Source organism: Streptomyces lincolnensis (assembly GCF_001685355.1).
Lineage (GTDB): Bacteria > Actinomycetota > Actinomycetes > Streptomycetales > Streptomycetaceae > Streptomyces > Streptomyces lincolnensis.
In genome coordinates, this window is record NZ_CP016438.1 from 9,940,436 (window position 1) to 9,965,717 (window position 25,282).

Annotated in this window: 23 protein-coding genes; 6 read left to right on the forward strand and 17 right to left on the reverse strand. The window is 71.9% G+C overall.

What is annotated here, in order from left to right:
- Nucleotides 1–49: 49 nt before the first annotated feature.
- The 14 genes from SLINC_RS43860 to SLINC_RS43925 form a co-directional block, all read right to left on the reverse strand.
- A complete protein-coding gene (locus SLINC_RS43860; RefSeq protein WP_257785195.1) occupies nt 50–1,015 on the reverse strand; it encodes a Gfo/Idh/MocA family protein in 966 nt (321 codons plus the stop codon).
- Between the two features lie 131 nt (nt 1,016–1,146).
- A complete protein-coding gene (locus SLINC_RS43865; protein ID WP_237282034.1) occupies nt 1,147–2,739 on the reverse strand; it encodes an amino acid adenylation domain-containing protein in 1,593 nt (530 codons plus the stop codon).
- Nucleotides 2,702–3,490: a 4'-phosphopantetheinyl transferase family protein gene (locus SLINC_RS43870; RefSeq protein ID WP_079165245.1), complete on the reverse strand. Its 789-nt coding sequence runs from the start codon at nt 3,488–3,490 to the stop codon at nt 2,702–2,704. Before SLINC_RS43870 ends, SLINC_RS43865 begins: the two co-directional genes overlap by 38 nt.
- A 35-nt stretch (nt 3,491–3,525) precedes the next feature.
- Complete coding sequence (locus SLINC_RS43875; RefSeq protein ID WP_067444053.1) at nt 3,526–4,983, reverse strand: condensation domain-containing protein; 1,458 nt, start codon at nt 4,981–4,983, stop codon at nt 3,526–3,528.
- Nucleotides 4,983–6,056, reverse strand: coding sequence for a glycosyltransferase family 2 protein (locus SLINC_RS43880; RefSeq protein ID WP_067444055.1), 1,074 nt, complete (start codon nt 6,054–6,056; stop codon nt 4,983–4,985). Before SLINC_RS43880 ends, SLINC_RS43875 begins: the two co-directional genes overlap by 1 nt.
- Nucleotides 6,049–7,374, reverse strand: coding sequence for a DegT/DnrJ/EryC1/StrS family aminotransferase (locus tag SLINC_RS43885; RefSeq protein WP_067444057.1), 1,326 nt, complete (start codon nt 7,372–7,374; stop codon nt 6,049–6,051). Before SLINC_RS43885 ends, SLINC_RS43880 begins: the two co-directional genes overlap by 8 nt.
- Before the next feature lie 228 nt (nt 7,375–7,602).
- Nucleotides 7,603–8,517 (reverse strand): LysR family transcriptional regulator, encoded by a 915-nt coding sequence (locus SLINC_RS43890; RefSeq protein ID WP_067444059.1) that lies wholly within the window; start codon nt 8,515–8,517, stop codon nt 7,603–7,605.
- Nucleotides 8,518–8,664: 147 nt separating this feature from the next.
- The gene (locus SLINC_RS43895; RefSeq protein WP_079165013.1) at nt 8,665–8,916 is read right to left on the reverse strand and encodes an acyl carrier protein; all 252 of its coding nucleotides are present in this window, start codon (nt 8,914–8,916) and stop codon (nt 8,665–8,667) included.
- Nucleotides 8,892–10,064, reverse strand: a complete 1,173-nt coding sequence (locus SLINC_RS43900) for a 3-dehydroquinate synthase family protein (RefSeq protein WP_159425412.1) — start codon at nt 10,062–10,064, stop codon at nt 8,892–8,894. Before SLINC_RS43900 ends, SLINC_RS43895 begins: the two co-directional genes overlap by 25 nt.
- 9 nt (nt 10,065–10,073) lie before the next feature.
- Entirely contained in the window at nt 10,074–11,687 is a 1,614-nt protein-coding gene (locus tag SLINC_RS43905; protein WP_067444065.1) for an AMP-binding protein, read from the reverse strand.
- Nucleotides 11,688–11,712: 25 nt separating this feature from the next.
- Nucleotides 11,713–12,693: a hypothetical protein gene (locus tag SLINC_RS43910; RefSeq protein ID WP_067444068.1), complete on the reverse strand. Its 981-nt coding sequence runs from the start codon at nt 12,691–12,693 to the stop codon at nt 11,713–11,715.
- A 15-nt stretch (nt 12,694–12,708) separates the two neighbouring features.
- Nucleotides 12,709–13,869 (reverse strand): acyl-CoA dehydrogenase family protein, encoded by a 1,161-nt coding sequence (locus SLINC_RS43915; protein ID WP_237282035.1) that lies wholly within the window; start codon nt 13,867–13,869, stop codon nt 12,709–12,711.
- Nucleotides 13,866–14,147, reverse strand: coding sequence for a phosphopantetheine-binding protein (locus SLINC_RS43920; protein WP_237282036.1), 282 nt, complete (start codon nt 14,145–14,147; stop codon nt 13,866–13,868). The genes SLINC_RS43915 and SLINC_RS43920 overlap by 4 nt, the downstream gene beginning before the upstream one ends.
- A 21-nt stretch (nt 14,148–14,168) precedes the next feature.
- Nucleotides 14,169–15,038: an acyl carrier protein gene (locus SLINC_RS43925; protein WP_159425413.1), complete on the reverse strand. Its 870-nt coding sequence runs from the start codon at nt 15,036–15,038 to the stop codon at nt 14,169–14,171.
- Nucleotides 15,039–15,268: 230 nt separating this feature from the next.
- On the opposite strand from SLINC_RS43925, the gene SLINC_RS43930 reads away from it, so the two are divergent.
- The 4 genes from SLINC_RS43930 to SLINC_RS43945 all read left to right on the forward strand — a co-directional run bounded on the left by SLINC_RS43930 (nt 15,269) and on the right by SLINC_RS43945 (nt 20,610).
- A complete protein-coding gene (locus SLINC_RS43930) occupies nt 15,269–16,651 on the forward strand; it encodes a KamA family radical SAM protein (RefSeq protein WP_067444074.1) in 1,383 nt (460 codons plus the stop codon).
- The gene (locus tag SLINC_RS43935; RefSeq protein WP_067444076.1) at nt 16,648–17,928 is read left to right on the forward strand and encodes a pyridoxal phosphate-dependent aminotransferase; all 1,281 of its coding nucleotides are present in this window, start codon (nt 16,648–16,650) and stop codon (nt 17,926–17,928) included. The genes SLINC_RS43930 and SLINC_RS43935 overlap by 4 nt, the downstream gene beginning before the upstream one ends.
- Nucleotides 17,928–19,385 carry an acyl-CoA dehydrogenase family protein gene (locus SLINC_RS43940; RefSeq protein ID WP_107406767.1) on the forward strand — a complete coding sequence of 486 codons (1,458 nt, stop codon included), beginning with the start codon at nt 17,928–17,930 and terminating at the stop codon, nt 19,383–19,385. The genes SLINC_RS43935 and SLINC_RS43940 overlap by 1 nt, the downstream gene beginning before the upstream one ends.
- Before the next feature lie 130 nt (nt 19,386–19,515).
- Nucleotides 19,516–20,610, forward strand: a complete 1,095-nt coding sequence (locus tag SLINC_RS43945; RefSeq protein WP_067444082.1) for a hypothetical protein — start codon at nt 19,516–19,518, stop codon at nt 20,608–20,610.
- Here the strand turns inward: SLINC_RS43945 and SLINC_RS43950 are convergent.
- Entirely contained in the window at nt 20,607–21,545 is a 939-nt protein-coding gene (locus SLINC_RS43950) for a histidinol-phosphatase (RefSeq protein ID WP_067444084.1), read from the reverse strand. The two genes, SLINC_RS43945 and SLINC_RS43950, sit on opposite strands and share 4 nt — an antisense overlap.
- Complete coding sequence (locus SLINC_RS43955; RefSeq protein WP_067444086.1) at nt 21,538–21,897, reverse strand: hypothetical protein; 360 nt, start codon at nt 21,895–21,897, stop codon at nt 21,538–21,540. The genes SLINC_RS43950 and SLINC_RS43955 overlap by 8 nt, the downstream gene beginning before the upstream one ends.
- A gap of 200 nt (nt 21,898–22,097) precedes the next feature.
- On the opposite strand from SLINC_RS43955, the gene SLINC_RS43960 reads away from it, so the two are divergent.
- The gene (locus SLINC_RS43960; protein ID WP_079165014.1) at nt 22,098–23,270 is read left to right on the forward strand and encodes a glycosyltransferase family 4 protein; all 1,173 of its coding nucleotides are present in this window, start codon (nt 22,098–22,100) and stop codon (nt 23,268–23,270) included.
- Between the two features lie 5 nt (nt 23,271–23,275).
- On the opposite strand, the gene SLINC_RS43965 is transcribed toward SLINC_RS43960, so the two are convergent.
- Entirely contained in the window at nt 23,276–24,244 is a 969-nt protein-coding gene (locus tag SLINC_RS43965; RefSeq protein WP_067444090.1) for an LLM class flavin-dependent oxidoreductase, read from the reverse strand.
- Between the two features lie 87 nt (nt 24,245–24,331).
- Between SLINC_RS43965 and SLINC_RS43970 the strand changes: the two genes are divergently transcribed.
- Nucleotides 24,332–25,231, forward strand: coding sequence for a glycosyltransferase family 2 protein (locus tag SLINC_RS43970; protein WP_079165016.1), 900 nt, complete (start codon nt 24,332–24,334; stop codon nt 25,229–25,231).
- Nucleotides 25,232–25,282: the final 51 nt, after the last annotated feature.

Below are 25,282 nucleotides of genomic sequence, written 5' to 3' on the forward strand. Positions count from 1 at the left end.
AGCGCCCGTAAGGCCAGTGCGGTCGGCAGGGTCCGAAGGGTTGGCTCCGTCAGGTCGGTGGGGGAACGGCGCACGTGGACCGGTGCGCCGTGGCCCTCACCTCCGACAGCAGCCGCGCCCGGCTCACCGCGCCCTCCGCGGGAGCCGGGTCCGGCTGCCGTACCGACCGGGCGAAGGTCTCCACCGCCCCGCGCACCTGGTCCCACGGCGGCACGAGGACCTCCTCGGTCCGGCCGTCCCGCTCCACGCGGACGGCTGACACCCCGCGCACCGGAGCGAAGGCCCGCTCGACGGTGATTCGCCCCTCCTCGCCCCACAGCTCGTACGCGCCCCGGTAGGAAACCCCGTAACCAAAGGCCAGCGTCGCGAGGACGCCGTCCGCCGTGTGCAGCAGCGCGCTGCCGGACACGTCCACGCCGGTGTCCGCGTCCTCCTCGACGCACGCTCCGGCGACCCGCAGCGCCCCGTCCACGAAGAGCTGCGCCGCGCGCACGGGATACACCCCGACATCCAGGAGCGCCCCGCCCCCCAGCTCGGGACGGTGGCGTATGTCGCCCGGCGGCGGCATCGGGATGCCGAAGACCGCGTGGACGCCGCGGAGCCGTCCGATCGTCCCGCCGTCCAGGAGTTCCCGTACCCGCCGGTGCCTCGGGTGGTGCGGGAACATGACGTTCTCCCGCAGGACGAGGTTCCGGTCGGCGGCCAGGGAGACGAGGTCCGCGACCTCCTCCGCGGTCATGGCCATCGGCTTCTCCACCAGCACGTGCTTGCCCGCCTGGAGCGCGGCCGACGCCCAGTGATGGTGGAGGCTGTTGGGCAGCGGGATGTACACCGCCTCGATGTCGGCGCGTTCGAGCACCTGCTCGTAGGCCGGGGCCGGCTCGGCGCCGAAGCGTGCCGCCACGCGCTCCGTGCGCGCCGGGTCCCGGCCGGCGACCACGACCAGGTCCACCTCGGGGCAGGCACACATCGCGGGCAACAGCCGGCGACAGGCGATCGATGCACAGCCCAGCACACCGGTACGTACCGGCGCGGCCGGCGCGGAGCGGGCCAGTCAGACCACCTCCCGGGACGCCGGGCGCGCGGTAGCGGCCGGGCCGTTCGCTGCCTGGCCGCACCGCCGTGTGCGGGCCCGCGCGGGAGAGGTCATCGTCGGGTACCCGTGTCGGGGTCCGGGGTGCGTTCGGTGGCCGTACGGGCCATGCGGCGGCGGTCGGTCTTGCCGTTCGGTGTCGTCGGGAAGCCGTCGACGCGGGAGAAGCGGTCCGGAAGCATGTACGGGGCCAGGGCCTCGGCGGCCCAGTCGCGCAGGTCCGGGGCGTCGCTGTCGTCGTCCGTGAGGTAGTAGGCGTGCAGGCCGGTCGTCTGCGCCGTCCGCACGGGCAGGACGACGACCTCCCGTACGCGGGGATGCCCTCGCAGGATCGCTTCGACCTCCCCGGGCTCCACCCGGTGCCCGCGAACCTTCACCTGATCGTCCAGCCGGCCCAGATGGACCAGTTCCCCGTCCTCGTACCCGACATGGTCACCGGTGCGGTACCAGCACTCGGGACCGGTCGCGCCCGTCACGGGCACGGCCCGCCCGGCGTCAGGACGCAGGAAGGCACCGCGGTCGTCCCCCTGGTCCAGGTAGCCGTCGAATCGCTGCGGTCCACGGACGCACAGCTCGCCGGCGCGCCCCTCGCGTCCGTCCTCGTCCACGACGAGCACGTCCACGTGCGGATGCGGTCGGCCGATCGGGACGGTGCCATTGGACGTGCGCGGCCACCGGCGGCGGTCGTCGGGCAGACGGTACCCGGTGCAGGTGACGGTCAGCTCCGTGGGCCCGTACAGGTTCTCGACGGTGCTCGCCGGCGCGGCAGCCTGCCACGCCTCGGCCTGGTCGAGGGTGAGTTGTTCCCCGGCGAAGAGGCTGAAGCGGAGGTCGGGCATGGCGTTCCCGGGCAGGGCGCGCATCCTGCGGGCGAGGGAGATGACGGAGGGCACCGAGAACCAGTGGCTGATACGGCCTCGGTTGACGAACTCCACGGGGCGCATGATCTCGTCGCGCTGGGGCACCACGAGGGTGGCTCCCGACGTCCAGCTGACGAACATGTCGAAGACCGATGGATCGAACGTCAGGTCGAACGTCTGGGAGAGTCGGCTGCCCGGACCGATCGCGTACCGCTCGGCGTGTGAGGACAGATAGGCCGCGAGATTGCGGTGCCGGATCGGGACCCCCTTGGGCCGACCCGTGGAACCGGAGGTGAACAGGACGTACGCGACGTCGTCGGGCCGGGCGGCACAGGCGTCGGACCACCGCGTGCCGGACGCGGCACCGCCCGGATGCTCGAGATCGTCCAGCGGCAGCAGCGTGCTACCGGTGGCCCGGGCCAGCTCCGCCGCCTCGGGCGTTCGCCCGGAGTCCACCAGGAGCTCGACTCCGGCGCTGCGTGCGGCGTACTCGTTGCGGCCGGCAGGGACGGCCGGATGCAGCGGTACGACGACCGCGCCGATCCGGCAGATCGCCAGATACGCCACGTACGTGGCCGGCCGGCGCGCGACGAGCAGACCCACCGCGCGCGGTGGCCGGCCGGCGGCGCGCACCAGCGCTGTCGCGGTCCGCTCCGCGAGCTCGTGCAGCTGCTCGTAAGTGAGCGTGTGCGCACCGACGTCGAGTGCGCTCTCGTGGGGGAAACGCTCGGCAGTACTGCGGAACCAGTCAAAGAGCGTTCCCTGGGACAGGGGGTTCGGGGACACGGGGTCCTCCCCTCGGTCGAGTTGACTGCGGACGGGTGGCGGGGCCGGCTCCCACCGGGCCGACGGCATAGGCGAGAGGGACGGGGGACAGCCCGCGCAGCGAGCGCCAGCGCAGGTGCCGCCAGTTTCCGGACCGTTCCCCCGGCCGGACCGGGATCGTCCAGGGCCGGCCGGCCAGCCCCTGTCCCGTCGCCTTGACGCAGGCTTCCTGCGCGGACCATATCCAGGCGAACTCCCGGGCGAGGTCCGCGTCCGGCAGCGCGGCCAGAGCCCGGGGGACGGTCCCCTGGCAGCACCGCCGCACCAGTCCCGGGCTGGGCGTACAGGGCGTCTGGACGTCCACGCCGATCTCCGGTGCCGGGCCGCCCGGGGCCGCGGTGAGCACCGCCGCGGCGACCCACTCGCCGCTGTGGGACAGGCTGACGGCGGTGCCTGTGGCGCCGGGCAGCAGCGGTCGGCCCCGCGGCCCGGCGACGATCGGCTCGCCGGCGGCGAGCGGGTGGCCGCTCTCGGCCAGCACGCGGCGCAGCAGGGTACGGGCCGCCACGTACTGTTCGGCGCGGCAGGCGGGCAGGTGCCGCGCCGCAGCGCGGTCGACGGAGGCGGACGGCGCGTGGGCCAGAGCGCGCAGCGTGGCCACGGCCAGGCGCGCTCCGCTCGCCGCGTCGAGGGCCTTCAGCGTGCCGCCGCCGCGGTCCGGGCCGGTCAGCACCGTGACCGTGTCCACGACGTCCCGTGCTGTTCCCGTCATCGGTGTCATCGACGAAACCCACTCCGGTCGGTGGCTCACTCCAGGCGGGCCGAGCCGGGCAGGGCGGCGAGCACGTCCCGCAGCGTCCGCTCCGGCTCTGTGACGACGGCGGTCACGAACCACCGGTAGGTCTCCGCCAGTTCCGCGACCATTCCCGTGTCGTAGACGTCCCGGTTGTAGACCAGCACACCGCCCCTGCGGTCGTCGTCGACGATGACGAGGGGGACCCCGCGACGGGCCCACACCGGCAGACTGTCGCCCACCTCCCGGGCCCTGAGCAGCGGGGCCTCGGTGTCCAGAGCGCCCTGGCCCCCGGGGCCGACCTGACGGACCGACAGTTCCGGATGTGACAGGTCGGGCGCCGCCGGCGCGGCGGACTGGAACCAGTAGTCGAACAGGTTCAGGAACGGCCATGGCCGTTCACGGTCGAAGGACGGGCGGACCGCACGGGCGATCCGGCCGAACGAGGAGGTGTGGGCGACCGCCTCCGCCATCGTGGCGTGCGTGGCCCGGACCGCGTCGAGGAAGGAGGACGCCCCGGACGTGGGGATCTCCAGGTAGACGTTGTTGGTGAACTGGCTCACCACCCGGCGCCAGACGCCGGCGCCCCGGCCCAGCGTCGTGGTGCCCGCGACCAGCCGCTCGCGCCGGGTGAGGTGACACAGCAGCACGTGGTACGCCGCGAGCAGCGCGAGGAACGGTGTGGTCCGCGCCCGCCAGGCCACCTCGCGCAGCGCCCCGACAGTGCTGTCGTCGAACGAGAACGGCAGGGCCACCTCGGCCGTGAGGTCCGCCTCCGGGGAGCGGACGCGCGGCGGGAACACCGGCCGCGTGGGCAGGGGCAGCAGACGCGCGCGCCAGTAGGCGTCGTGAGCGGCGCTCACCGGGAGGTCGGCGCGCTGCTGGTCCGCGGCGTCCCGCAGCGAGACGTCCAGGTGCTCCTGCGGCGCTCGCTGTCCGAGGCGTGCCCGGTATGCATGCATCCAGTCCTCGAAGAACACGCTGCACGCCCAGCCGTCCGAGATCACGTGGTAGAAGCTGACAGCGGCCAGGTACTCGTGTGCCGACGTACGCACCAGGTGCACCCGCCACAGCGGGCCGCGGGCCAGGTCGAAGACGGCGAACCTCTCGCGGTGTACGAGGGCGTCCAGCTGCCGCGACCGCTCCGCCGGGGGCAGCCCGGACAGGTCCACATGGTGCAGTGGCACCTGCCCCTCGGGCCGGACGTGCAGCACCGGCTCGTCGTCGGCCGAGGCGAACACGGTCCTGAGCGCGTGGTGCCGGTGGATGAGGTCCCCGAGCGCCCCTTCCAGAGCGGCCGGTTCCAGCTCACCGCTCAGCAGCCGGAAGTCCACCACGGGCAGCCGCGCCGCGCCCGGGTCACTGGGGGCCAGCGCCCTCATCAGCTCCCACAGCGTCTCCTGGCCGGCGGCCAGGGGCACGTGTTCTTCGCGGGCCTGCGGCGGGCGGTGTGTGTGGCCGACGAGACGCATCACTGCTCCCCGGTACGGAGGTGGGCGGTGTCGTCCGGCCAGGAGAAGCCGGCGAAGAGCAGCCCGGGCCGGCGTTCCCGTACGGCCCCGTCGACCGCGCCCAGGTCGAAGATCCACTCCAGCATCGCGCAGCCGGCGGACTCCGCCAGCGCCCGTACCGACCTGTCGTCGCCGAGCAGCGGCCGGGCCTGCGCCGCCAGCAACACCCCGAAGGCGGCCGGCACGGCCAGCAGACTGCGTCCGCGCGTGCGACGGCTCGTGGCCAGGGCCGCCACGGTGGTCAGGGCGAGCGTACTGACCGGGTTCACGCGCCGGCGCCGGCGCTCCGGCCGGACGACGCACAGCCACTGCTCGGAGCGCCCGTAGTTCGTCAGCCGCCGGAACACCGCGCCGAAGGTGTCGCTGCTGGCGCTGTCGTGCGTGACGACGGCCGTCGGCTCGCACGCGGTGTAATGGCCGGCATCGATCAGCCTCAGCCCGAACTCGACGTCCTCGCCTCCGGTCGGATGCGGGGAGTTCTCCGGGAACCCCCCCACGGCCTGGAACACCTCACGCCGCACGGCGAGATTGCAGGTGGCCGCACTGGTCATGCGGGTATAGCGCCGGGGGTCCTCGTGGTGACCGTTGAGCAGCCACGACCGGCGCATCAGGCGGTACACGACCGTGTCGCCCTCGGCGAGCACGGCGGGTCCCGCGATCGCGGCCACCTCGGGGGGAGCGGTACGCAACGCCTTCACGTGCCGGTCGAGCAGCTCCGGGTCCGCCCGGCAGTCGGAGTCGATGAAGCAGACCAGGTCGTACCGGGCGAGGCGCGCGCCCAGGTTGCGCTTGGCACCGACGTGGGAGGGTCCCTCGACGTACCTGGCGTCGTAACGACGGCAGTTCGCGCGGTGCTCGGCCGCCTCGGTCTCCGGTGAGTCGTCCACCACGACCACCTCGGCGGGCTCGGCGCAGTACGGGACGGCGGCGGCGAGGCTCTCCAGCAGTCTGCGCATCAGTTCCACCCGTCCCTTCACGGGCACGACCACGGTGATGCCCTGTCGGATCTCCTCGTCGGGCTGCGGGTCACTCATGTCCGACCTCCAGGGGGGCCGCGCCGACCCGGGGGCGGGCGGTCCGGGAACGGATGCGGTCCGCGACCTTTTCGACGGCTGCCGCGATGTCGTCCATATCCCGTTCGCCACCCAGGAAGGCGCTGTGGTGCAGCAGGATCGAGTGGGAGGACAGGTACTCCGCGCCGGGATAGGTTCGTCCGCGGTGGACCGCGACGAAGCGGTCGGCGAGCGGGGTGACGGTCGGCTTCGTCCACGGGCGCAGCAGGGGGCTGCGCGACAACGGAACGCGCGGGGTGTAGACATGGACGCCGAGTTCGGCGGACAGCGCGTCGGCCACCCAGGCGTTGCCCATGTCCCCCGGCAGAGGGTCGAAGACGATCGGTATCTCGTACAACGACAACCGGTCCTGCTCGGGCCGATGGCGCAGCAGCCGTACCCCGGACACTCCGGACAGCGCGGCGGCCAGCCGCTGGTAGTTGTTGTTGCGCACCGCGTGCTGCCGGTCGAGCAACCGCAGTTGGGAGCAGAGCAGGGCCGAGGCGAACTCTCCCAGACAGTAGTTGGAGCCCATGGTGGAGGCGGTGTCCACCAATTCGAGGGCGCCCTCCCGGGGCGTCGGCCGGTAGCGCCGAGAGTCCGCGCGCAGTTCCTCCAGGACCGGGGCGAGTGCGTCGTCGTTGGTGACGACGGCCCCGCCCTCGCCACAGGTGAGGACCTTGCCCTGCTGCATGCTGAAGCAGCCGAGCCTGCCCAGCGATCCCGCGGCGCGGCCCTGCCACCGTGCTCCGTGCGCCTGGGCAGCGTCCTCGATCACCGACATGCCCAGCGGGTCGGTGACCGAGGACAGAGCCGGCACATCGGCCATGCCGCAGGCCCAGTGCACGACCAGCAGCGCCCGCGCGTCCACGGTGGGGTCCACCGCGTCGGGACCCACGCACCCGGTCCAGGGATCGACATCGACCAGTACCGGCACAAGGCCGGCCCTCAGCACCGCGGTTGCCGAAGCGGTCCAGGTCAGCGCCGGTACGAGCACACGCTCACCGTGCTCCAGGCCGAGGGACTCCAGTGCGATCACCAGGGCGCTGGAGCCGTGGTCGGTCGGGACGCAGTACCGCGTGCCGGTGTACTCGGCGAACATCGCCGCGAAGCGGCGCTCGGCGAGTTCACCACGGTAGGGGCTGCTGATCGCCCACCTTCCGCTGTCCAGCACGGACAGCAACGCCTGCGGCGCGTCGTCCGCCCGCTGCGGCCACTCGGGCCACGGCGTGCGCCCGTCACGGACCGGTGGACCACCGTCGATGGCGAGACGAGGTGCAGAGAGCTGGGGTAGAGCCATGACGCCTCCCGTCAGTGGTTTCCCGCCCGGGGACGTCGGCGCGCACACCGTTTCTGGAACCGGTGAAACGGCCGGGCCGGGCGGCACATGCCGAGCTTTTCCTGCGGTGATACAGAGCCCGTACGCCGCCGCTACAAGCCGCCCGTGTCGTACGGGGGCCCAGTGCGCCGGACGGTCGAGAACGTACGGGCGATGCGTCAGGCCACGACCTGCGGTCGCGGCGCCGGTTCAGCCGGTCGCCTGCAGGCGGTCCGACAACTGCTCCTCCACCACTCGCGCTGCGGCCTGTACCAGCACGTCCAGCGCGGGGTTGCGCGGGTTGTTCCGCCGCCAGGCCACCTGGGTGCACGTCTCGAACGGCGGGGTCCAGGCGACCCGGCGCAGATCTCCGGAGAGGAGGTCCTTCTCCACGGCGACCTCCGGCACCAGGGCGACGCCGATGCCGTTGGCGACGCTCCGCTTCACCGCGTCGAACGAGTCCAGCGCGAACAGCCGCAGTTCGGCGGGCCGTGACACCCCGATGGCCTGCTCGAAGCGGCGGTGGTAGGCGGCGTACTGATCGGAGCGGACCAGTGTGGCACCGCGCAGGTCCTCTGCGCAGACGTGGTCGGACGCGGTGAGCGGGTGGTCCGGCCCCGCCACGAGAACCAGCGGTTCGGGGCAGAGGAGGCGGGTCTCCAGGTCCTTGTGGCGGCGCACGCAGTCCACGAAGAAGGCGCAGTCGAAGCGGCCGTCCCGGACGTGGGACAGAGCGTCCCCGTCGGTCGGGGAGCACATGGAGATCTCCACGTCCGGGTAGCGCAGGTACACGTACTCGATCAGGGGCAGCAGCCGGTGGCCGGTCAGACTGCCGAGGGTGCCGACCCGGACTGTGCCGCAGGGCCGGTCCCGTGAGGCGACGACGCGCAGCGCGCGCGTGGTCAGTGCCACGATGTCCCGGGCGTACGGGACGAGTTCGTCGCCGGCCGGGGTCGGCGTGACGCCGTGGGGAAGTCTCCTGAGCAGTTCGGTCCCCAGGCTCTGCTCCAGACCTCGCACTCTGTTGGTCACCGCGGGTTGTGAAACCCCGAGCCGGGCGGCCGCCCTGGTGAAGCTCCCCACGTCGACGACGGCGAGGAACGCCTCGAGCTGCGGCGTGTCCATATCCGTACCTCCCCCGGGCCCCTGATCACGAGGCGCTGTGTGTCACGCGGGTGACCCGGTCCCTGTCCCGCGCCAGGAAACACCTCATCAAGCGGCGATATACGCCCGGTACGGAGGACATACACCCGCCGCGACGCGGGAGGCGGATCAGGCGCTTCGGCTGGCCAGGGAGCTCAGGTGGGTGCTCAGGGATCGTACGGTGCACGGCTGGGTGTCGAGCACGTCCGGCCGCAGCTCGACCCGCAACGCCTCCTCGACGCCCAGGAGGAGCGCCACGGCCTTGAGGGAGTCCAGGCCGTAGTCTCTCAGGTCCGTGTCCGGCTGGATGTCGGCTGCCCGGGTGCCGTTGTCGAGGACCTGTGAGAGGACGGTCTTCACGACAAGCTGGACTTCTTCCATCGTGCACTCCTTTCCTCCGGGATGTGCTCCGTCACGGTGTGCAGCGCCGACATCAGGGTCCCGCGCCGGACGGGGACGAGCGGGTATCCGCTCCCCCCGGTCACCAACGGGTTGCCCAGCGATTGCAGGAGCACCATGGCCACCTCGTCGTCGGCGCAGCGGAGATACCCCCGTTTGTTGTCCGTGGACAGCAGCGCTTCCAGCGCCATCGGGTCGATCGCGCCGATCCGCGCCCGGGCCGGCGGCAGCTCCAGCCGGTCGATGATCCGGTAGTGACTGCGCAGGTCCTCGCCGGTCAGGAAGCCGAGTCGGTGACTGACCTCGGCGGCGACGAGCATGCCCCAGGCCACGGCCTCGCCGTGCTTCATGGCGCCGCGCGAGGCGAGTTCCAGGGCGTGGCCCATGGTGTGCCCGTACTCGAAGACGAGTGCCTCCTTGCGCTCGCGCGGGTCGCGGCCGAGGAAGGGCACCTTCGCCGTCACCCCGATGTCGAAGAGGTGGGGCAGCGCCTCCGTGGTGCGCCCCTCGGACACGGCGGCCAGGGCGTGCATCAGCGTGTCCCACTGCTCCGGTATCACCGCGAGCACGTTCTTCACCATCTCCGACAGCCCGGTGCGCAGTTGCTCGGGGGGAACCGTCTCCAGCCAGCGCAGGTCGCAGGCGATGAGCGAGGGGGCGTAGTACGTCCCGCTCAGGTTCTTCCCGCCGCGCAGGTTGACGGCCTGCTTCACCGACACCACCGAGTCGAACGCGGCCACGGGTGTGGTCGGCAGGTGGATCAGCCGGGTGCCGCGAAAGAGCAGTGCAGCGGTCAGTCCGGCCACGTTGCCGACCATTCCACCGCCCATGCCCACCACGACGGAACCGCGTGTGACGCCCCGGCTGACGGCGAACTCCGCGATGTCTCCGACCAGGGACAGGGTCTTGTTCGACTCGGTCGCCACGACTTGCACCGTCTCGGTCCTGAGATGCTCCGAGAGGCGGCTGATGACGGGGGCCGCGTGGGAGGCGACCGCGCCGTCCATGACGAACAGGACGGAGTCGGCAGCGCCGGCACTGGCTGCCACCAGCTCGGCCACGGTGTCCGCACAGTCGATGCCGCACATGTATGGGACGTCGTGCCCGTCCAACGGTATCTGCTGTTTCAACAAGGTCTTCTACCCCTTCGATGTCGGCCGTGCGGTGCGGCACCAAGCCGCCAGTTCCTTGCGGTCGGTCTTTCCGTTCTGGGTGCAGGGCAGCTCGCTGACCACCTCGACGCGCTGGGGGATCATGTAGTCCGGCAGGGCGTCGCGGCAGTGGGAGAGCAGTACGGCGTCGTCCACGCACCCGTCCGCGCGGTCCGGTACGACGACGGCGGCCAGCAGCGGGACGCCGTCCGGATCGTCCACGACGAGGGCGACGGCGTTCGCCACCCCGGGACACGACAGCAGCCGGTGCTCGATCTCCCGGAGTTCCACGCGGTTGCCGTGGATCTGTACCTGGGAATCGACGCGTCCGCAGAAGTAGAAGTCGCCCCGGTCGTCCCGGTAGGCGAGGTCACCGGTGCGCAGGACCTTCTGTCCCGTCCAGGGCGCGACCGGATCGGGCACCAAGGCCCTGCGTGTGGCCGGCTCGTCGTCCCAGTAGCCCAGGAACAACGCCGGGCTGCGGAGATGGAGTTCGCCCGGCATGCCCGCACCCTCCACGGGGCTGCCGTCCTCACCCACCAGCATCAGCTCGGCTCCCGCGTGGGCGGTGCCGATCGGCAGCCTGCTCTGGCCGTCGGGAAGAGGGCTGGGGACCTCGGCGAAGGAGCACGCCATCGACTCGGTGCTGCCATAGCAGTTGGTCAGGCGCGCCTTGGGGAGCAGTTCCTGCAACCGCCGTACCTCGTGCGCAGGGAACTCCTCCCCGCAGAACAGCACTCCGCGGATCTGCCGCAGCTCGGCCAGCATGGCGGGTTCCCTCAGCAGAGGCTGGCGCCAGACGGACGGCACGCCGTTGACCTGGGTGGCGGCCGTCTCGGCCAGGACGCGCAGGAACCGCCGCGGCCAGGGCAGCAACGCGCGCGGCACCGGCACGACGGCCGCGCCGCTGCCGAGCGCCAGGCCGATGTCCAGCAGGGAGAAGTCGAACTGCAGGGGAGAGGTCGTGGCCACCCGGTCGGTGGCCTCCACCAGGTCGCATCCGAGCATGCCCCGATAGAAGGCGACGACGCCCCGATGGCTCATCACGACGCCCTTGGGGTGGCCGGTCGTGCCGGACGTGAAGATGACATAGGCAGGATCGGTCTCGACCCCGAGCCGCCATCCGCCGCCGCCCCGGCCCGTCGCGGGCCGGGGCTCGAACCGTATGCCGTCCGGTCCGAACACACCTGAGGCGACCTGAGGCGACCTGTGACCGGGCGGCGGGTCTTCGGCTCGCAGGTGCAGGGCCGGCCGGACGGTTCCGGTGATCCACTCCAGCCGGTGCGCGGGGGTGCGTGGGCCGACGGGTACGAAGGCCGCGCCGAGCGACGAGCAGGCGATGAGCATCGCGATCGCCGGGTACGAGGTGTCGGACTGCAGGATCACCCGGTCGCCCACCCGCAGCCCCGCACCCGCCAGGGCATCCGCGTACTCCTCGGCCAGGCGCGCCAGCTGGCGGTAGCTCGTCGTGCGGATGTCGCCCGGGCCCGCGTACTCGACGACGGCGGGCCGGTCGGGGCCGGTGCGCACGGCCGCCAGCAGGAACTCGTGCAGCCGCTCACCCGCGGGGTGCGGCACTTGCTGGGAACTGACGTCTGCCACGGTCTGTCTCCGTCGTCATGGGCCGTCACGGGTGGGACACCGCACGGCGTGTCGTCGCCTCGATCAGGTTGTCGAAGGCACGCGCCACCACGTCGGGGCGTGCCCGGCCGCGGGCCGCCGACAGCGCGGCGAAGCGGAGGGCCCGGGGCAGTTCGGCCCAGCCGCGGTCCGTAGCGGGGTCCTCGGGCACGAGCTCCGCGGCGGACAGCACGGCCGCGCGGTGGCGCAGATGCCGGGAGGCGGCCCAAAGGTCGTCCGCGTGCACGGTCAGCGCCCGTACGTCCTCGGGCAGCCGCTCGGACAGGTAGCCCAGCACCTCCGCCGGATCCGTCAGCCAAGTGCCCGGCCCGGGCGACTCGGTGAGCCGGGTGCCCGGACCTGGAGGCCGCGCGGTCCGCTCCTGCCGCACCAACCACCGGTAGTGCGCCGGCGACGGCAGTGACACCGGGACACCGAAGGCGTGCACGTCACGCAGCACCACCTCCGGCGGCGCGTCGCGGACGGGGGTCAGCACGTCACGCAGCTCGGCGTCGGTGAGCCGGGCCGTGCGCGGCCGGTGCTCTCCCTCGGGGAGAAGGGCGGAGAAATGATCGGCCAGCCGCCACCGGCCGTCCGCACGGCCTTCCAGCAGGCACCAGTGGGGCACGGCCGTCCTGCCGAACTGCGGCGACCAGGGCATCATGCGGGTGTTCCCGACGGCCAGCACCGAGCCGTGCGCGGCGATCTCCTCGGCCAGCCGGGAACGGGCGTCGCGCCAGTCGGCGCTGCTGCGATAGGCCAGTTCCCAGCCGCCGCCGTCCGCGTCGCCGCCGCCCGCGTCGTCTCCGTCGAACCGCCTGTGGTGCGAGAAGGCGAGAAGCCCGTCGGGGAGATCCGTGCGCACCGCGAGGCGGACCGCGTCGGCGAGACGCCGGGCGGCGCCGGGGGTACCGCGGTCGAGATAGGCCACCAGGTTCGTGGTGTAGCAGCTCAGTTCGGGAACGGCGCCGCTCGCGACTGCGGCCATGGTCGCTCCTTCCGCTCAGTCGGCGAGTTCCGCCAGTACGGTGTCGGCGGCGTCCCCGACCACCGACAGCATCAGCTCCCTGGTGCCGCCGCCTATGCCGAACAGCGCGGCCTGCGCCCGCAGGTGCTGGATCCCCCCGGCGGCGAACCCCTCCGCGCCCTGGAGCTGGGCGCACTCGGCGAGCACGCGTTCCACGGTGGCGGCGGCGCTGCTCTTGAGGAGCGCCGCCGCCGTGGTGTCGTGGTGGACGGCGACGCGGTCGCCGAGCTCGGCGGTGAGCGCCCGCAGCTGCCGCACCAGGACCAGTGCGTCGGCGAAGCGCTGCCGCACGCCCTCCAGGTGCCACAGGGAGCCGTCGCCGTAGGGGCGGGCCGCCAGGCGCCTCTTGGTGTCCGCGAGGACGCGCCGGCACAGCGCCACCCCCCACAGCGCGCCGGCCAGTCGTTCGACCGCGATGTGTTCCGCGAACGAGGCGAGAGCCATCCCGGGACGGCCCACGACCTGGCTGCGGGGGAGTCGCACCCGGTCCAGCCGGATGTGACCGGTGCCCGAGCCGTCGAACAGCTCCGTGTCCGCGGCTTCCACGGTCACTCCGGCCGCGGCCACCGGCACCAGCACCCACGTGAAGCTGGTGAAGTGGCGGCCCGGCCGGTGCCGGGCGAGCACCAGGGCGGCGTCGCACTGGGTGGCGTTGGTGATCCAGCGTTTGGTCCCGGTGACCTCGATCTCCTCCGCGTCCAGCCGCAGTGTGGTGGACAGCGCCGCAAGGTCGGACCCCGTCGCCTCGTCCGTCGCGCCGAAAGCCACGACGGCCTCACCGGCGACTGCCCCGGCGGCCATGTCGCGGGCCGGTCCGGGCGCCGCCGCGGCGGCCAGCAGCGGCAGGGACGAGGCGATCTGGACGCAGACGGCCAGGGTCGAGCCGATGCCCACGTGGGCGTCCACCGCGGCCAGCAGGGCACCGAGTCGTGCGCGGTCGACGCCGGCCGCCGGGGACTGGGCGCGGTAGGTCTCGCCCAGCACTCCGGCCGAGCCGAGGCCGGCCCAGACCTGCCGGCCCGTGGCGTGCCGCCCCATCGAGCCGAGCACGTCCGCGCACCGCGCGGAGAACTCCCCTGCCGGGGCGGCGGCCGACGTGCTCCGTGCCCCGGTGGCCTCCCGGGCCGGCGCGGTCACGTGCCGCTGCCGGCGGTCTCGGCGGTTCCGGCCGCCCCGGCGGCCGTCCGTGCCGCGTTCAACGCCTGCCACAGACTGCCCGCGGTGGCGAAGGTGGCGTCGTTGAGGTCCTCGTCCGGCAGGGAGGCCCCGAAGGTGTCCTCGAGGGCGAAGAGCAGGTCGATCGAGCGCATCGAGTCCAGGCCGAGCTCCCGCAGCGACGAACTCGCGGTCAGCGTCCGGCCGTTCAGGAAAGGCAGGTGGCTCGACACCACCTCGACGAACTCCCGGTCCATCATGGGGCTCCTTCCACGGGCGACTTACGGATGGGCGACGGCGGAGGGTGTCAGGCGGAACACGTCTTGGTCGGCGGCGAGAGCGTCGGCCAGGCGGGCGAGGAGGCCGTGGAGGTCCACGGGTCCGCGTCGCAGGCGTCGCAGGCTGATGAAGGCGTGCGCCGCGAGGTCGTCCCAGCGCCTGAGGTGTTCCCGTACCCGGGAGTTGTCCTCCGTCTGCTCGCGCTGGGCACGGAACGCGGCGTGCAGTCGGCGGGAGCGCGTCAGCAGCCAGGTCTCGACCGTCAGTTGTTCGACCGCCCGGTGCTGGTCGGGACAGTGTTCGAAGGCGGCCAGGTATGTCGTCGGATCGCCGAGCTCCAGCGTGGGTCCTAGGGCCGACGGGCCGTCCGCAGCGGGACGGATCACTCTCGCGTAGCGGACGGCGGGCAGTTCCTCCCACCTCGTCCGGAACTGGCCCGGAACGGCGGTGCCCCACCGTGTCTCGTTGCGGTAGGCGTCCGTGACCACGGCCTCCCGGTCACCTCGCTCCACCAGGAAGCTGTGGAGCATGTGCTGCTTGCCCGCGTACGGCAGCCAGGGCATGTCGTAGGCGTCCCCGACGGCGTACACGGAGCCGTTGTCCGCGAGCGCGGCGATGTCCGGACCCGCGAGGTCGTCCGCCGTCCTGGTCACGACCAGCCCGAGCCGGGCACAGGCGTCCTCGATCTGCTCGCCCGGGAGCGGTTCGACCGAGGGAAGTTCGTCGGGACGTGCGCGCGGCCGGAACCGCAGTGCGGCCCCCAGCGCCAGATGCGTACGGGGACCGTGCCACCGGTCGGCCGGCACGGCGAGGTTGACCTGGATGCAGTCGAGCAGTTCGGTTCGCACGGACTCCGGAATTGCCGTCCTCATAGGACCCTCCACCCTTTAGGTCACGGGAATGCTTCAAAGGCGCGGAAGCGGCGTTCCTCACCCTATGACCGGACGGGCGGCGAGGGTCAAGGGAGATGTCGAGGGACCCCATAAGACCCATCTATAGGGCGATACCGGCCGGTTTCCCGAGGTGCCGAGTTCGGGGATACCGTGGCGGCTGCTCCTTGTCCCGTTGCGGCTCCACTTTCCAGACATCGGAGGATGGTCGCATGACTCTTCTGCTCGACAGCCCGGCAGAGGCGAGCCGTTTCCGTGCCTGGGGGCCACGGCATCTGGACAGAATCGCCGAACGATTCGGAATGGACCCGCAGTTGCGGGAATCCATTCGTCTCGCCGCCCGAGTGCTGCCGTTCCGGGTCAACGACTACGTCCTCACGCGTCTCATCGAGTGGGACCGGGCCCCGGACGATCCGATGTTCCAACTCGTCTTCCCGCAGAGCGACATGCTGCGCGACAACGAACGTCACAGGCTTGCGCGACTGATCGCGGCCAACGCCTCCGAATCCGTCATACGCGACGCCGTGGCCGGAATCAGGGCCGGTCTGAACCCGCACCCCTCGGGGCAGCAGGAGTTTAATGTGCCGAGCCTCGACGGCCGGCGGCTTCCCGGTTTGCAGCACAAATACCGGGAGACGGTTCTCTATTTTCCCGGCCAGGGTCAGACCTGCCATTCCTACTGCACCTACTGCTTTCGCTGGGCCCAGTTCATCGGAGACCAGGATCTACGGTTCGCCACTCCCGGCCCGGATGACCTGGTCGCCTATCTGCGTCGGCATCCGGAGGTGAGCGACGTCCTGGTCACCGGAGGAGACCCGCTCGTGATGTCGGCTGACCGGCTGCGACAACACGTGGAGCCCCTGCTCGGTGTCCCAAGCGTCCGGACCATCCGAATCGGCACCAAAGCGGTGGCCTACTGGCCGCAGCGGTTCGTCACGGACCGGGACGCCGACACCACCCTCCGGCTGTTCGAGGAGGTGACCTCGACGGGCCGTCAGTTGGCCGTGATGGCCCACTTCAGCCACCCCCGGGAGATCGGCACCGACCTCGCCCGCACGGCCGTCGCGCGCATCCGCTCCACCGGGGCCTCCTTGTACTGCCAGGCCCCGTTGATCGCCCATGTCAACGACGACGCCGCGGTGTGGGCCGAGTTGTGGCGGGCCGAATCGGCGATGGGAGCCGTTCCGTACTACCTGTTCGTCGAACGCGACACCGGCCCGCACGGCTATTTCCGCGTGCCGCTGTCCCGCGCGGTGGACCTCTTCCACGATGCCTACCGTCGACTCCCCGGACTGGCCCGTACAGTCCGCGGCCCCGTCATGTCCGCCACCCCGGGAAAGGTGGTCGTCGACGGTGTCCAGGACGAACCGACGGGACGCTACTTCCAGCTGCGTCTCCTGCAGGCGCGTGACCCGGCACTCGTCGGCAGGCCGTTCCGGGCCCGGTACTCGCCTTCCGCCTACTGGCTCACGGACCTCGTCCTCGATCCGGCGACCCCGGGCGACCTCGTGCGGGCGCTGCGCGTGGGAGGGGCGGACGTCCCAGGCGCCGAGCGGGGCGTGATGACCGCCCACGCGCAAGGGGAACAGCGGTGAGCCGGGGCAGGGCCGTGTCGCCGAACCTGGCCCTCAACGAACTCGTAGCCCGGTCCGGCCGAGGCGACCGGCCCCTGGTCCACCTGGGGTTCGGCGAGGCGCGGCTGCCCGTGCTCGCCTCCCTCCGGGCGCGGTTGGCCGCCGGCGCGCGGCACCACGGTTACGGTCCCGTCGCCGGTTCGCCCGCGGCCAGGGCCGCGGTGGCCGGCTACTTCACCCGGCGCGGCATCCCTACCACCCCCGGCCAGATCGTGGTCGGGCCGGGCAGCAAACCCCTGCTGATGGCACTGCACCTGGCTGTCCCGGGCGATGTCGTCCTGCCCGTGCCGTGCTGGAACTCCTACCCCGCACAGGCGGACATGGCCGGCAGGAAGGTGATCGGGGTCCCGATTCCCGCCGAGTACGGAGGAGTCCCGGATCCGCTCGCCCTCAGGGACCGGATCCGGGCGGCCCGAGTCGCCGGACACGACCCCCGGATCCTGATCCTCACGCTCCCGGACAACCCGACGGGCACATTCGCGCCACGAGAGGCCGTCCGGAGTGTGTGTGGCGTCGCGGAGGATGAGGACCTGCTCGTCGTCTCCGACGAGATCTACCGGGACACCGTGCACGACCCGGCCCACCGCCTGTTCAGTCCCGCCGAAGTGATTCCCGAGCGCACCATCGTCACCACAGGACTCTCCAAGAGTCTTGCCATCGGCGGCTGGCGCATCGGGGCGGCTCGCTTCCCCGAGGGGCCACGGGGCCGGCGGGTCCGGGACACGGTGGTGGCCGTCGCGAGCGACGTGTGGTCCTCCCTGGCCGGGCCGATGCAGGAGGTCGCCGAGTACGCCTTCGGCGATCCGCCCGAGATACGGCGCCGACTGCGCGACTCCGCACGTCTGCACGGCGCGGTGGCCCGCGAGGTCCACGCGCTGATGGTGCGCGCCGGGGCCCTCTGCCGGCCCCCGACCGGGGCCTTCTACGTGTACCCGGATCTCGAACCGCTGCGTCCCCGCCTCGCCCGGCGCGGTGTCACGGACTCGGACACGCTCCGGCGTCATCTCTTCGACCGGTACGGCCTCGTGGTCCTCGCCGGTCACCATCTCGGCGACCACCCGGAAGCGCTGCGCTTCAAGGCGGCGACCAGCATGTTGTACGGGGAGACGGAGGAGGAGCAGGAGGAGGCGCTGTCAGCCGCGGATCCCCTGCGCCTTCCGCACATCAGCGGCATCCTCACCCGGATCGAGGAGAGCTTCGCCGACCTGAACCCGGCACATGACGAGAGGACCGGCTGATGACCGCAACCCAGCACAAGCCACTTCCCGGCACGAAGGTCCGCGACGCGGTCGTCGCCGCGGCCGCCGAGATCCTGGGCGCGGACACCGACACGCTGCGCCGCGACGGCCGTCTGCACGCGCTACCGGCCTTCAACTCCTTCCGGATGGTCGACATGCTGGAGCAACTGGAGGAACGACTCGGCGTGGAAGCCGATCCGGCACGCCTGACGCCTCAGACCCTGCGCACGGTCGACGGGCTGTGCCGCCTGTTCGCACACGCCCAGGAGCAGCCCGCCGCGGAACCGCCCCCCGTGTCCCTCGGCGAGCGGCTGAGCCCGGTCCGTTCCGTGGTGCGCGAGCACGCCGCCGCGACGGACCGGGAAGCCTCCTTCCCCGAAGCCGCGCTGAAGGCGCTCCGCCGCAGCGGCCTGCTGGGACTCCTGGTCCCGAAGGAGTACGGCGGCCTGGGCGGAACCACTACCGACCTGATCGACGTCGTCGGCGAACTGGCTCGCGAGTGCCTGTCCGTGGCGATGATCTACGTCATGCACTGCCAGCAGGCGGCGGTGCTCGTGGAGCACGCGGACGACGCACTGCGCGCGGCGCTGCTGCCGCGGGTCGCCGACGGCACGCTGTACCTCGGCTCGGTCACCACCGACCCCGGCAACCGGGGACGCCTGCTGTCGGTCTCCTCCGGCCTGCGCGGTGACGACACGACACTGCACGTGGACCGGGACGCACCCGTCGTCACCGGCGGCACGCACGCCGACGGCTTCCTCATCAGCATGCGGGCCCTCGGGGCAAGTTCACCGGAGAGCCTGACGCTGGTCTACGCCGACCGGGAGCAACTGCGGATCACCGTCACCGGGGACTGGAATCCGCTCGGGATGCGGGCCACGCACAGTGTCCCGATGCGCTTGACCGGGGACGTCCCCGCGCGCCAGACGGTCGGCCGCCCCGGAGGGTTCCGGGACATCGCGCTGGCCACGATGGCGCCCCTGGCCCATCTTGGCTGGGCCGCCTGCTGGCTGGGTGCGGCGGACGGGGCGCTCGCCCGGGTGGTCCGGCACCTGCGTACCCAGCGCGACCGCGTCGACCTGCACTCCGATCTCCTGCTCCACCGCCTCTCCCGGGTCCGCCAGCGCCTGGACACCGTGCACGCCCTGATCCGGCACGCCACGCAAGCTCTGCCGGGGGAGCGCCGCGACCTCACCTCCGCGCCGGTCCAGCTGCTGCTCAACACGGTGAAACTGACCGCGTCGGAGCAGTGCCCGGCCGCCGTGGACGAACTGGTCCAGCTCATGGGCATGTTCCACGGCTATCTGCGCGACTCGCCCCTGGCGCTGGAACGGACGCTGCGGGATTTGCGTTCCGCTCCGCTGAACTACAGCAACGACCGGCTGCACGCGGCGGACGGGGCGCTGGTGCTGATGGACCAGGAAGTGCGCCACGCCGTGTCATCGCGACTCACGTGAGCGGCGCTGTCGTAGCCGCGCCCTGACCGGCACGGTCCGAGCCACGATAATCGGGAGGTCGTCCGGTGTCGTTCACTCTCGAAAGGCTGGACAGTTGCCCGAGCGGAACTGGCGGTTATCCATCGCGGTCATGACCCACGAGCGGCGGCGGGGCATGGCCGAGCGGCTGCGGGACGTTCACCCGCACCTCGACATCCGTGTCGTCTGCGACAGAGGTCCGCAGGGCGAGCGTGGCTCACTGCGGTCCGCCCGCAGGGCGTGGGCCGTGGCGGCGCCCTGGGCGACCCATCATCTGGTGCTGCAGGACGATGTCCGGTTGACCGGCAACTTCCTCGACGTCGTGGGCGAGTTGATCGAGCACCGCCCGGACGGTGTGTCCTCCCTCTTCGTCGAGTGGGGGTCCTGGACCGCCTCCGTGGCGCGTGTCGCGGCGCTCTGCGGGGCGGGCTGGGCCGAGGTCGTCGACAACTACGTGCCGACGCAGGCCGTCGTGATGCCGGTGGCCCTCGCGAAGGACGTCAGCGCCTGGTTCGAGGAGGCGCTGGGCAGGGATGAGCCCGATGACGTCACGCTGCGCCGCTACCTGCGTTCGGCCGGCCTGACCCCGCAGGTCGCCGTGCCCAACGCGGTCGAGCACCGGGACGCTGCCAGCCTGACCGGCAACAGCCGTCACGGCATGCGCTGTGCCACCTGCTGGACCGCGGGCGCCACCTCCCTGTCCGGGGTCGACCTGCGGCGGTCGGTCACAGGCGTCGACGCGGTTCCCGTGCTGGCCTGGTGGGGCGAGCCAGGCGCCTACTTCCGGTTCCGCGATCCGACGGCGGACGAGGGCTGGCGCAAGGTGCCGGCCCTGGCGGCGCTCGCGGATCTCGGCTTCGACCCGGACCGTGTCCTGCGGCTCGCCGGCGACGCACTGAGCCGGGAGCCCCATGCCGAGCGCGCTCGGCAGCTGATCGGTGAACCCCTGCTGTCGGAACTGTGGCTCGCGGCGTACGGACTCGGCGTCTGTGCCGCCGCCGCCGGGGCATCCCCGGCGGCGGAAGGCATGGAGACCCGGGTGGGGCGCCGCGCGCTGGGCACCATGGCGCTGGGCGCGCTGCGCAACCGCGTACCGCGCCCTCTGTTCGCCACGGCCGCTGCGGTCCTGACGCCGGTGGTGCGCGGCGCCGTCCGCGTGGGACTAGGCGTGTCGCCTGTCACCAACGTCCCCGAACAGCACACCTAGCCGCCTGACGGCTCACGCACCGTCCGGCGGGGCCAGTCGCCGTCGTCGTCCGGGTCGGGCAGGGGCACGAGCTCCTGCCCGCCTCCGGTGTCGAACCTCAGCCGGCTGCGGTATCCGGCGGCCCGGGCGTAGCGGACGAGAGTGCGGAACCGGTCCGCCGCCTGGTCCGGGTAGTGGGCGTCGCTGGCCAAGGTGATCGGCACGCCCGCCTCGTGACACATCCGCAACAGGGTCGGCGCCGGATACGGCTCCATCGCCTCGTACCGCAGACCCGCGCTGGACACCTCGAACGCCACGCCCCCACGTCGCGCGGCATCGACCACGCGGCGGTACAGGTCGACGGGCTCCTCCTCGCAGCGGTGACCGAACTTCTTCACCACATCGGGATGGGCCAGCACCTGGACGATGCCGGACTCGGCGAGGTCCGCGACCAGCCGGAAGTAGTCCTCGTACGAACGCCGCACCCCGCGGCGCTCGAACTCGTCCGTCATCCCGTCGTGGTCCACGGCCCAGGAGCCGATCCAGTGCACGGACCCGATGAGATAGTCGAACGGGTACGAGGCGAGGATGTCGAGGATCTTCTCCATCCGGCCCGGCAGGAAGTCGACCTCGAGCCCGAGCAGCACCGGAAGCCCCCGGTCCCGGGCGCCCAGGACGGCCTCGGTGTAGCGGTCCAGACGGAGATTCAGCTCGTCGTAGTAGTACCGGCGGGAGCGCTCGGAGAGATCGGCCGACTCACCGGTGTTCCAGAACCCCGCAGCGACGTGCTCCAGGTCCACGAAGCGGTGCATGTGCTCGGTGAAGCCCACCTCGGTCGCGCCGCGCGACAGGGCCCGGTCCACGTACGCGTCGACGTGCCCCTTCGGATACACGCCCGGCGGCGGGCTGTCCGGACGGGGCGTGTGCGGATGGAGATGGACGTGGTAGTCACCCATGCCGCTCGGCAGCCCTCCCGGCGAACCGCGCCTCGTACCGGTCGAGCGTCGCGGCGAACTCGGCGCCCGCGTCCAGCCCTGCCGCGTCCGCGAAACCGAGCAGCGCGAACAGCACGTCGCCGAACTCCGACCGCACCTGGTCCGAGGGCGGGGCACCGGCGGCCGAGGGCGCGTAACCGCAGTTCTTCAGATACGCGCCGGTCAACTCCCCCAGCTCGGCGGACGAGTCGAGCAGGGCGACGTGTGCGGTGATCGGCATGTTCGCGCGCCGGCGGAACGCACCGGTCAGCTCCTGGCACTCGGTGAGGGTCGCGCCGGCCGGCCCTCCGGCGGGAAACGCGTCGCTGATCATCGGTGGTGACCTCGCCTTCGTACGGGAAGGGCATGGCGGAACACGCCGCTCGGCGGCCCGTACATCAGTACCACGTGGGCCCGGACGCGGTGATCCGAATATGCGAACCGGCTGATCGCGAAGGCCGGGCGACTCGGCGTAGGGCCAGGGGAGAAGGGGCATGGATCGGGGCGGGACGATGCCGGAGGTAACGGAGTGACATGAGACTGTTGATGATCGCTTCCAGCTTCCACCCCACCATCGGGGGTGCGGAGACGTATGCGCACGTGATCTCGGAGGGGCTCGCCGGTCGCGGCCACGACGTCATGCTGGTGACCGACGCGCCGCGGGAGGACCCGGCCGGGCGGGCCGTCGAAGGGGATCCGCGGGGGGTGACGGTCCGCCGGCTCACCGCGTACCGGGAACTGCTCGCGGACCCCAGCAAGGTGCTGTGGGAGCAGATGACCTTCTCGCTGGCACCGGAACTGGCCGCCTGCGCCGAGGAGTTGCGACCGGATCTGGTCTTCACCAACACGCTCGACGCCGCCCTGGCCGGCAAGTGGATCGCGGTGGACCGGAACATACCCTGGGTGGCGACCTTCCATGAGCACGAGCCGGAGGCGCAGCCCCTGGGCAGCGCCCGGCTGCGGGTCGTCCACGATGTCCTGCGCCCCTCGCTCGTGCTGGCCTGCGCGGAGAACTACGCCGACCGCGCCCGCCGGCACGGATCGGCCGCTGTCACCCGGCTGATACCGCACGGGGTGGACACGGACAGATTCCGCCCGGACCGGGACACGGGCCAGGTCCGCCGGCACTACGGTTACGGCCCGGACGACCTCGTCGTCGTCTGCGCCGCCCAGCTCAAGCCGCGCAAGGGAATCCTGGAGCTCGTCCGGGCCTTCTCGCCGGTGCACGCCCGGCTGCCCCGCACCCGGCTGCTGATCGCGGGCGCCGTCAGTTCCTCCTCGGGCGACTATCCGGGAAAGCTGCGGGAGGAGATCGACCGGCTCGGGCTCGGTGAGGTGGTGCGCATCGACAGCGATGTGACGTACCACCGGATGCCGGACGTGCTGGCCCTGGCCGACGTCGTCGCCCAGCCCAGCACCGGGGAAGGGCTGAGCCTGGCCATGCTCGAGGCCATGAGCTCCGGACGGCCGCTGGTCACCTGCGACTTTCCGGGCATCGGCGAACTGGTACGGGACCGGCGGTCGGCCTTCCTCGTGCCGTCCCCGGATCCCGCCCACCTCGCCGGCGCCCTCGTCGAGCTGCTCTCCGACGAGTCGCTGCGCGGCCGCACGGGCGAGTTGGCCCGCGAGCAGGTGCTGACGCACTTCACGCTCCAGCGGATGGCCGAACGGACGGAGGAGGCTCTGCTCGCCGCCCTCGACCGGTAGGTGCCTCAGCCCCGCAACCGGGCGGGCACCTCGCTCAGCCGCCTCAGCGCTTCGGCGCCGTCGACGGCCGCCACCTGGAGGGCCAGTACGTCGGGGGCGATCCCGTCGATGATGCCCCGGCACAGCTCCACCACCCGGGAGACGTCGTCGTAGCGGGGGAACCGCTGGAGGACGGCCTCGCGGCCCATCGCGTCGGCGTCCTCGCGCAGCCGGCGCGGGCTGCCCTCCCGGAGCCGGCGCGGGGTGCGCATACCGCGCCAGGGCCGCAGGGCCTCCCACGCCTCCGCGTCGTCGCGGGCGAAGACGAGGAAGCAGGTGAGGACGGTCCGCGGCGGCCGGCGGCCGACCGCCGCGGCGGCCTTCCGCGCCACGTCGACCACAGTCCGCCGGGTATGGCCGACGTCCTTCACCGACGAGATCACGCCGTCCGCCAGCCGCCCGGCGGCCTCGGCCGACCTCGGCCCCGACGCGGCCAGCAGAACGGGGACCGGCCCGGGGGGCGGACTGTGCAGCCTCATCGGCGACACGGGGTAGTACGGCCCGTCTGAGCTCACCTCGTCGCCCGCCAGCAGCGAATCCATCAGCCGCAGGGCCTCCTCGGTCCGCGCGAGCCGCTCGCGGTACGGCGGCAGGGGCCCCCTCAGTGGCTGCTCGTTGACGGCCTGTCCCATACCGACGCCCAGCTCGAACCGGCCGCCGCAGATCCGCCCGACCGTCGCCGCCGCCTGCGCAGTGAGCACCGGATGCATCCGGAACAGCGGGCACACGGCCGCCGTCATCAGCGTCGCCGTCCGTGTGGACGCGGCCAGCGCGCCCAGGGTCACCCAGCTGAACCCGGCCGCTCCGCCGGCGTCCGTCCAGGGCTGGAGATGATCGGACACCAGGAGTGCGTCGAAGCCGGCCGATTCGGCGAGTATTCCCTGCTGTATCAGCGCTTCGGGCTGCCATTCCTCGTGCGCCAGAAACCAACCCATTCGAGTATTCGAGCTCATACATCTCCTCACCGCACGGGCCGTCGCGGCTCACCACCTTGACAGAATGCCCGGGCCGCCCGGAAAGTAATGGGCGTGACTTTACGCTTCGTTTCCGTGGTGGGCGGCGACATATCTTTGCTGCCCTATTCATTGGGCCATTACCGGGAGCTGGGAGTCGAAAGCTTCCACGTGATACGCCACGTCGAAAGCCGTGCGGACCCGACGCTGGATCCTTCCGTGGAAGTGATGCGGGAGGCCGGGTACTGCTTCGCCGACGTCTGCGTGGCCCCGTGGCACGAGGATCTCAACGCCGCGCTCATCCGGAAAGAGATGAGCGCCTGGCCGGACGACTGGTGGATCGTCGCCGACCTCGACGAATTCCATGTCTACGACAGATCGCTCGCCGAGGTCGCCGCCTACTGCGAGGAGCACGGATTCGACTTCGTGGAAGGCGCCTTTCTCGACCGGGTCAGCGCCGACGGCCGGCTCGCCGGGCCGCTGCCGTACGGCAGGGAGCCGCTGTGGCGCCAGTATCCGCTGGCCGGCCAGCTCACCGTCGGGCTGCTGGACGGCAGGCCGACCAAGGTGACCCTCGCCCGGGGCACCGTGGAACTCGATCTGGGCCAGCACTGCGCCTGGACGGGCAGGGGTGTTCCCGCCGAGGAGATCTACGCCCAGGTTCACCACTTCAAGTGGACCGCTTCCGCCGCCACCCGCCTGACCAGGCGGGTGGCGGCCTACTCGTCGGGGGAGTGGCGCCTGCTGCACCGGTCGATCGTCGGGGAGTCGCAGCGGTTCCTCGACCACCTCGGGGAGAACGGCGGCAGGATCGACGTGGGCGACCCCCGTTTCCGCTTCGCGCGCTGTTCCCTGGGCTACGCGGACTACCCCGGCTGGGAGGGTACGGGACCCGCGCTGCGCCGCCGTTTCCGCGCGTACGACGCCGCCCGCCGGGAGAAACGGCGTACCACCGGGGCCCTGGAATAGGGCGGCGACCCGGCGCCGCCGGGCTTCCCCCGGCACGGAGTCCGGCAGCGG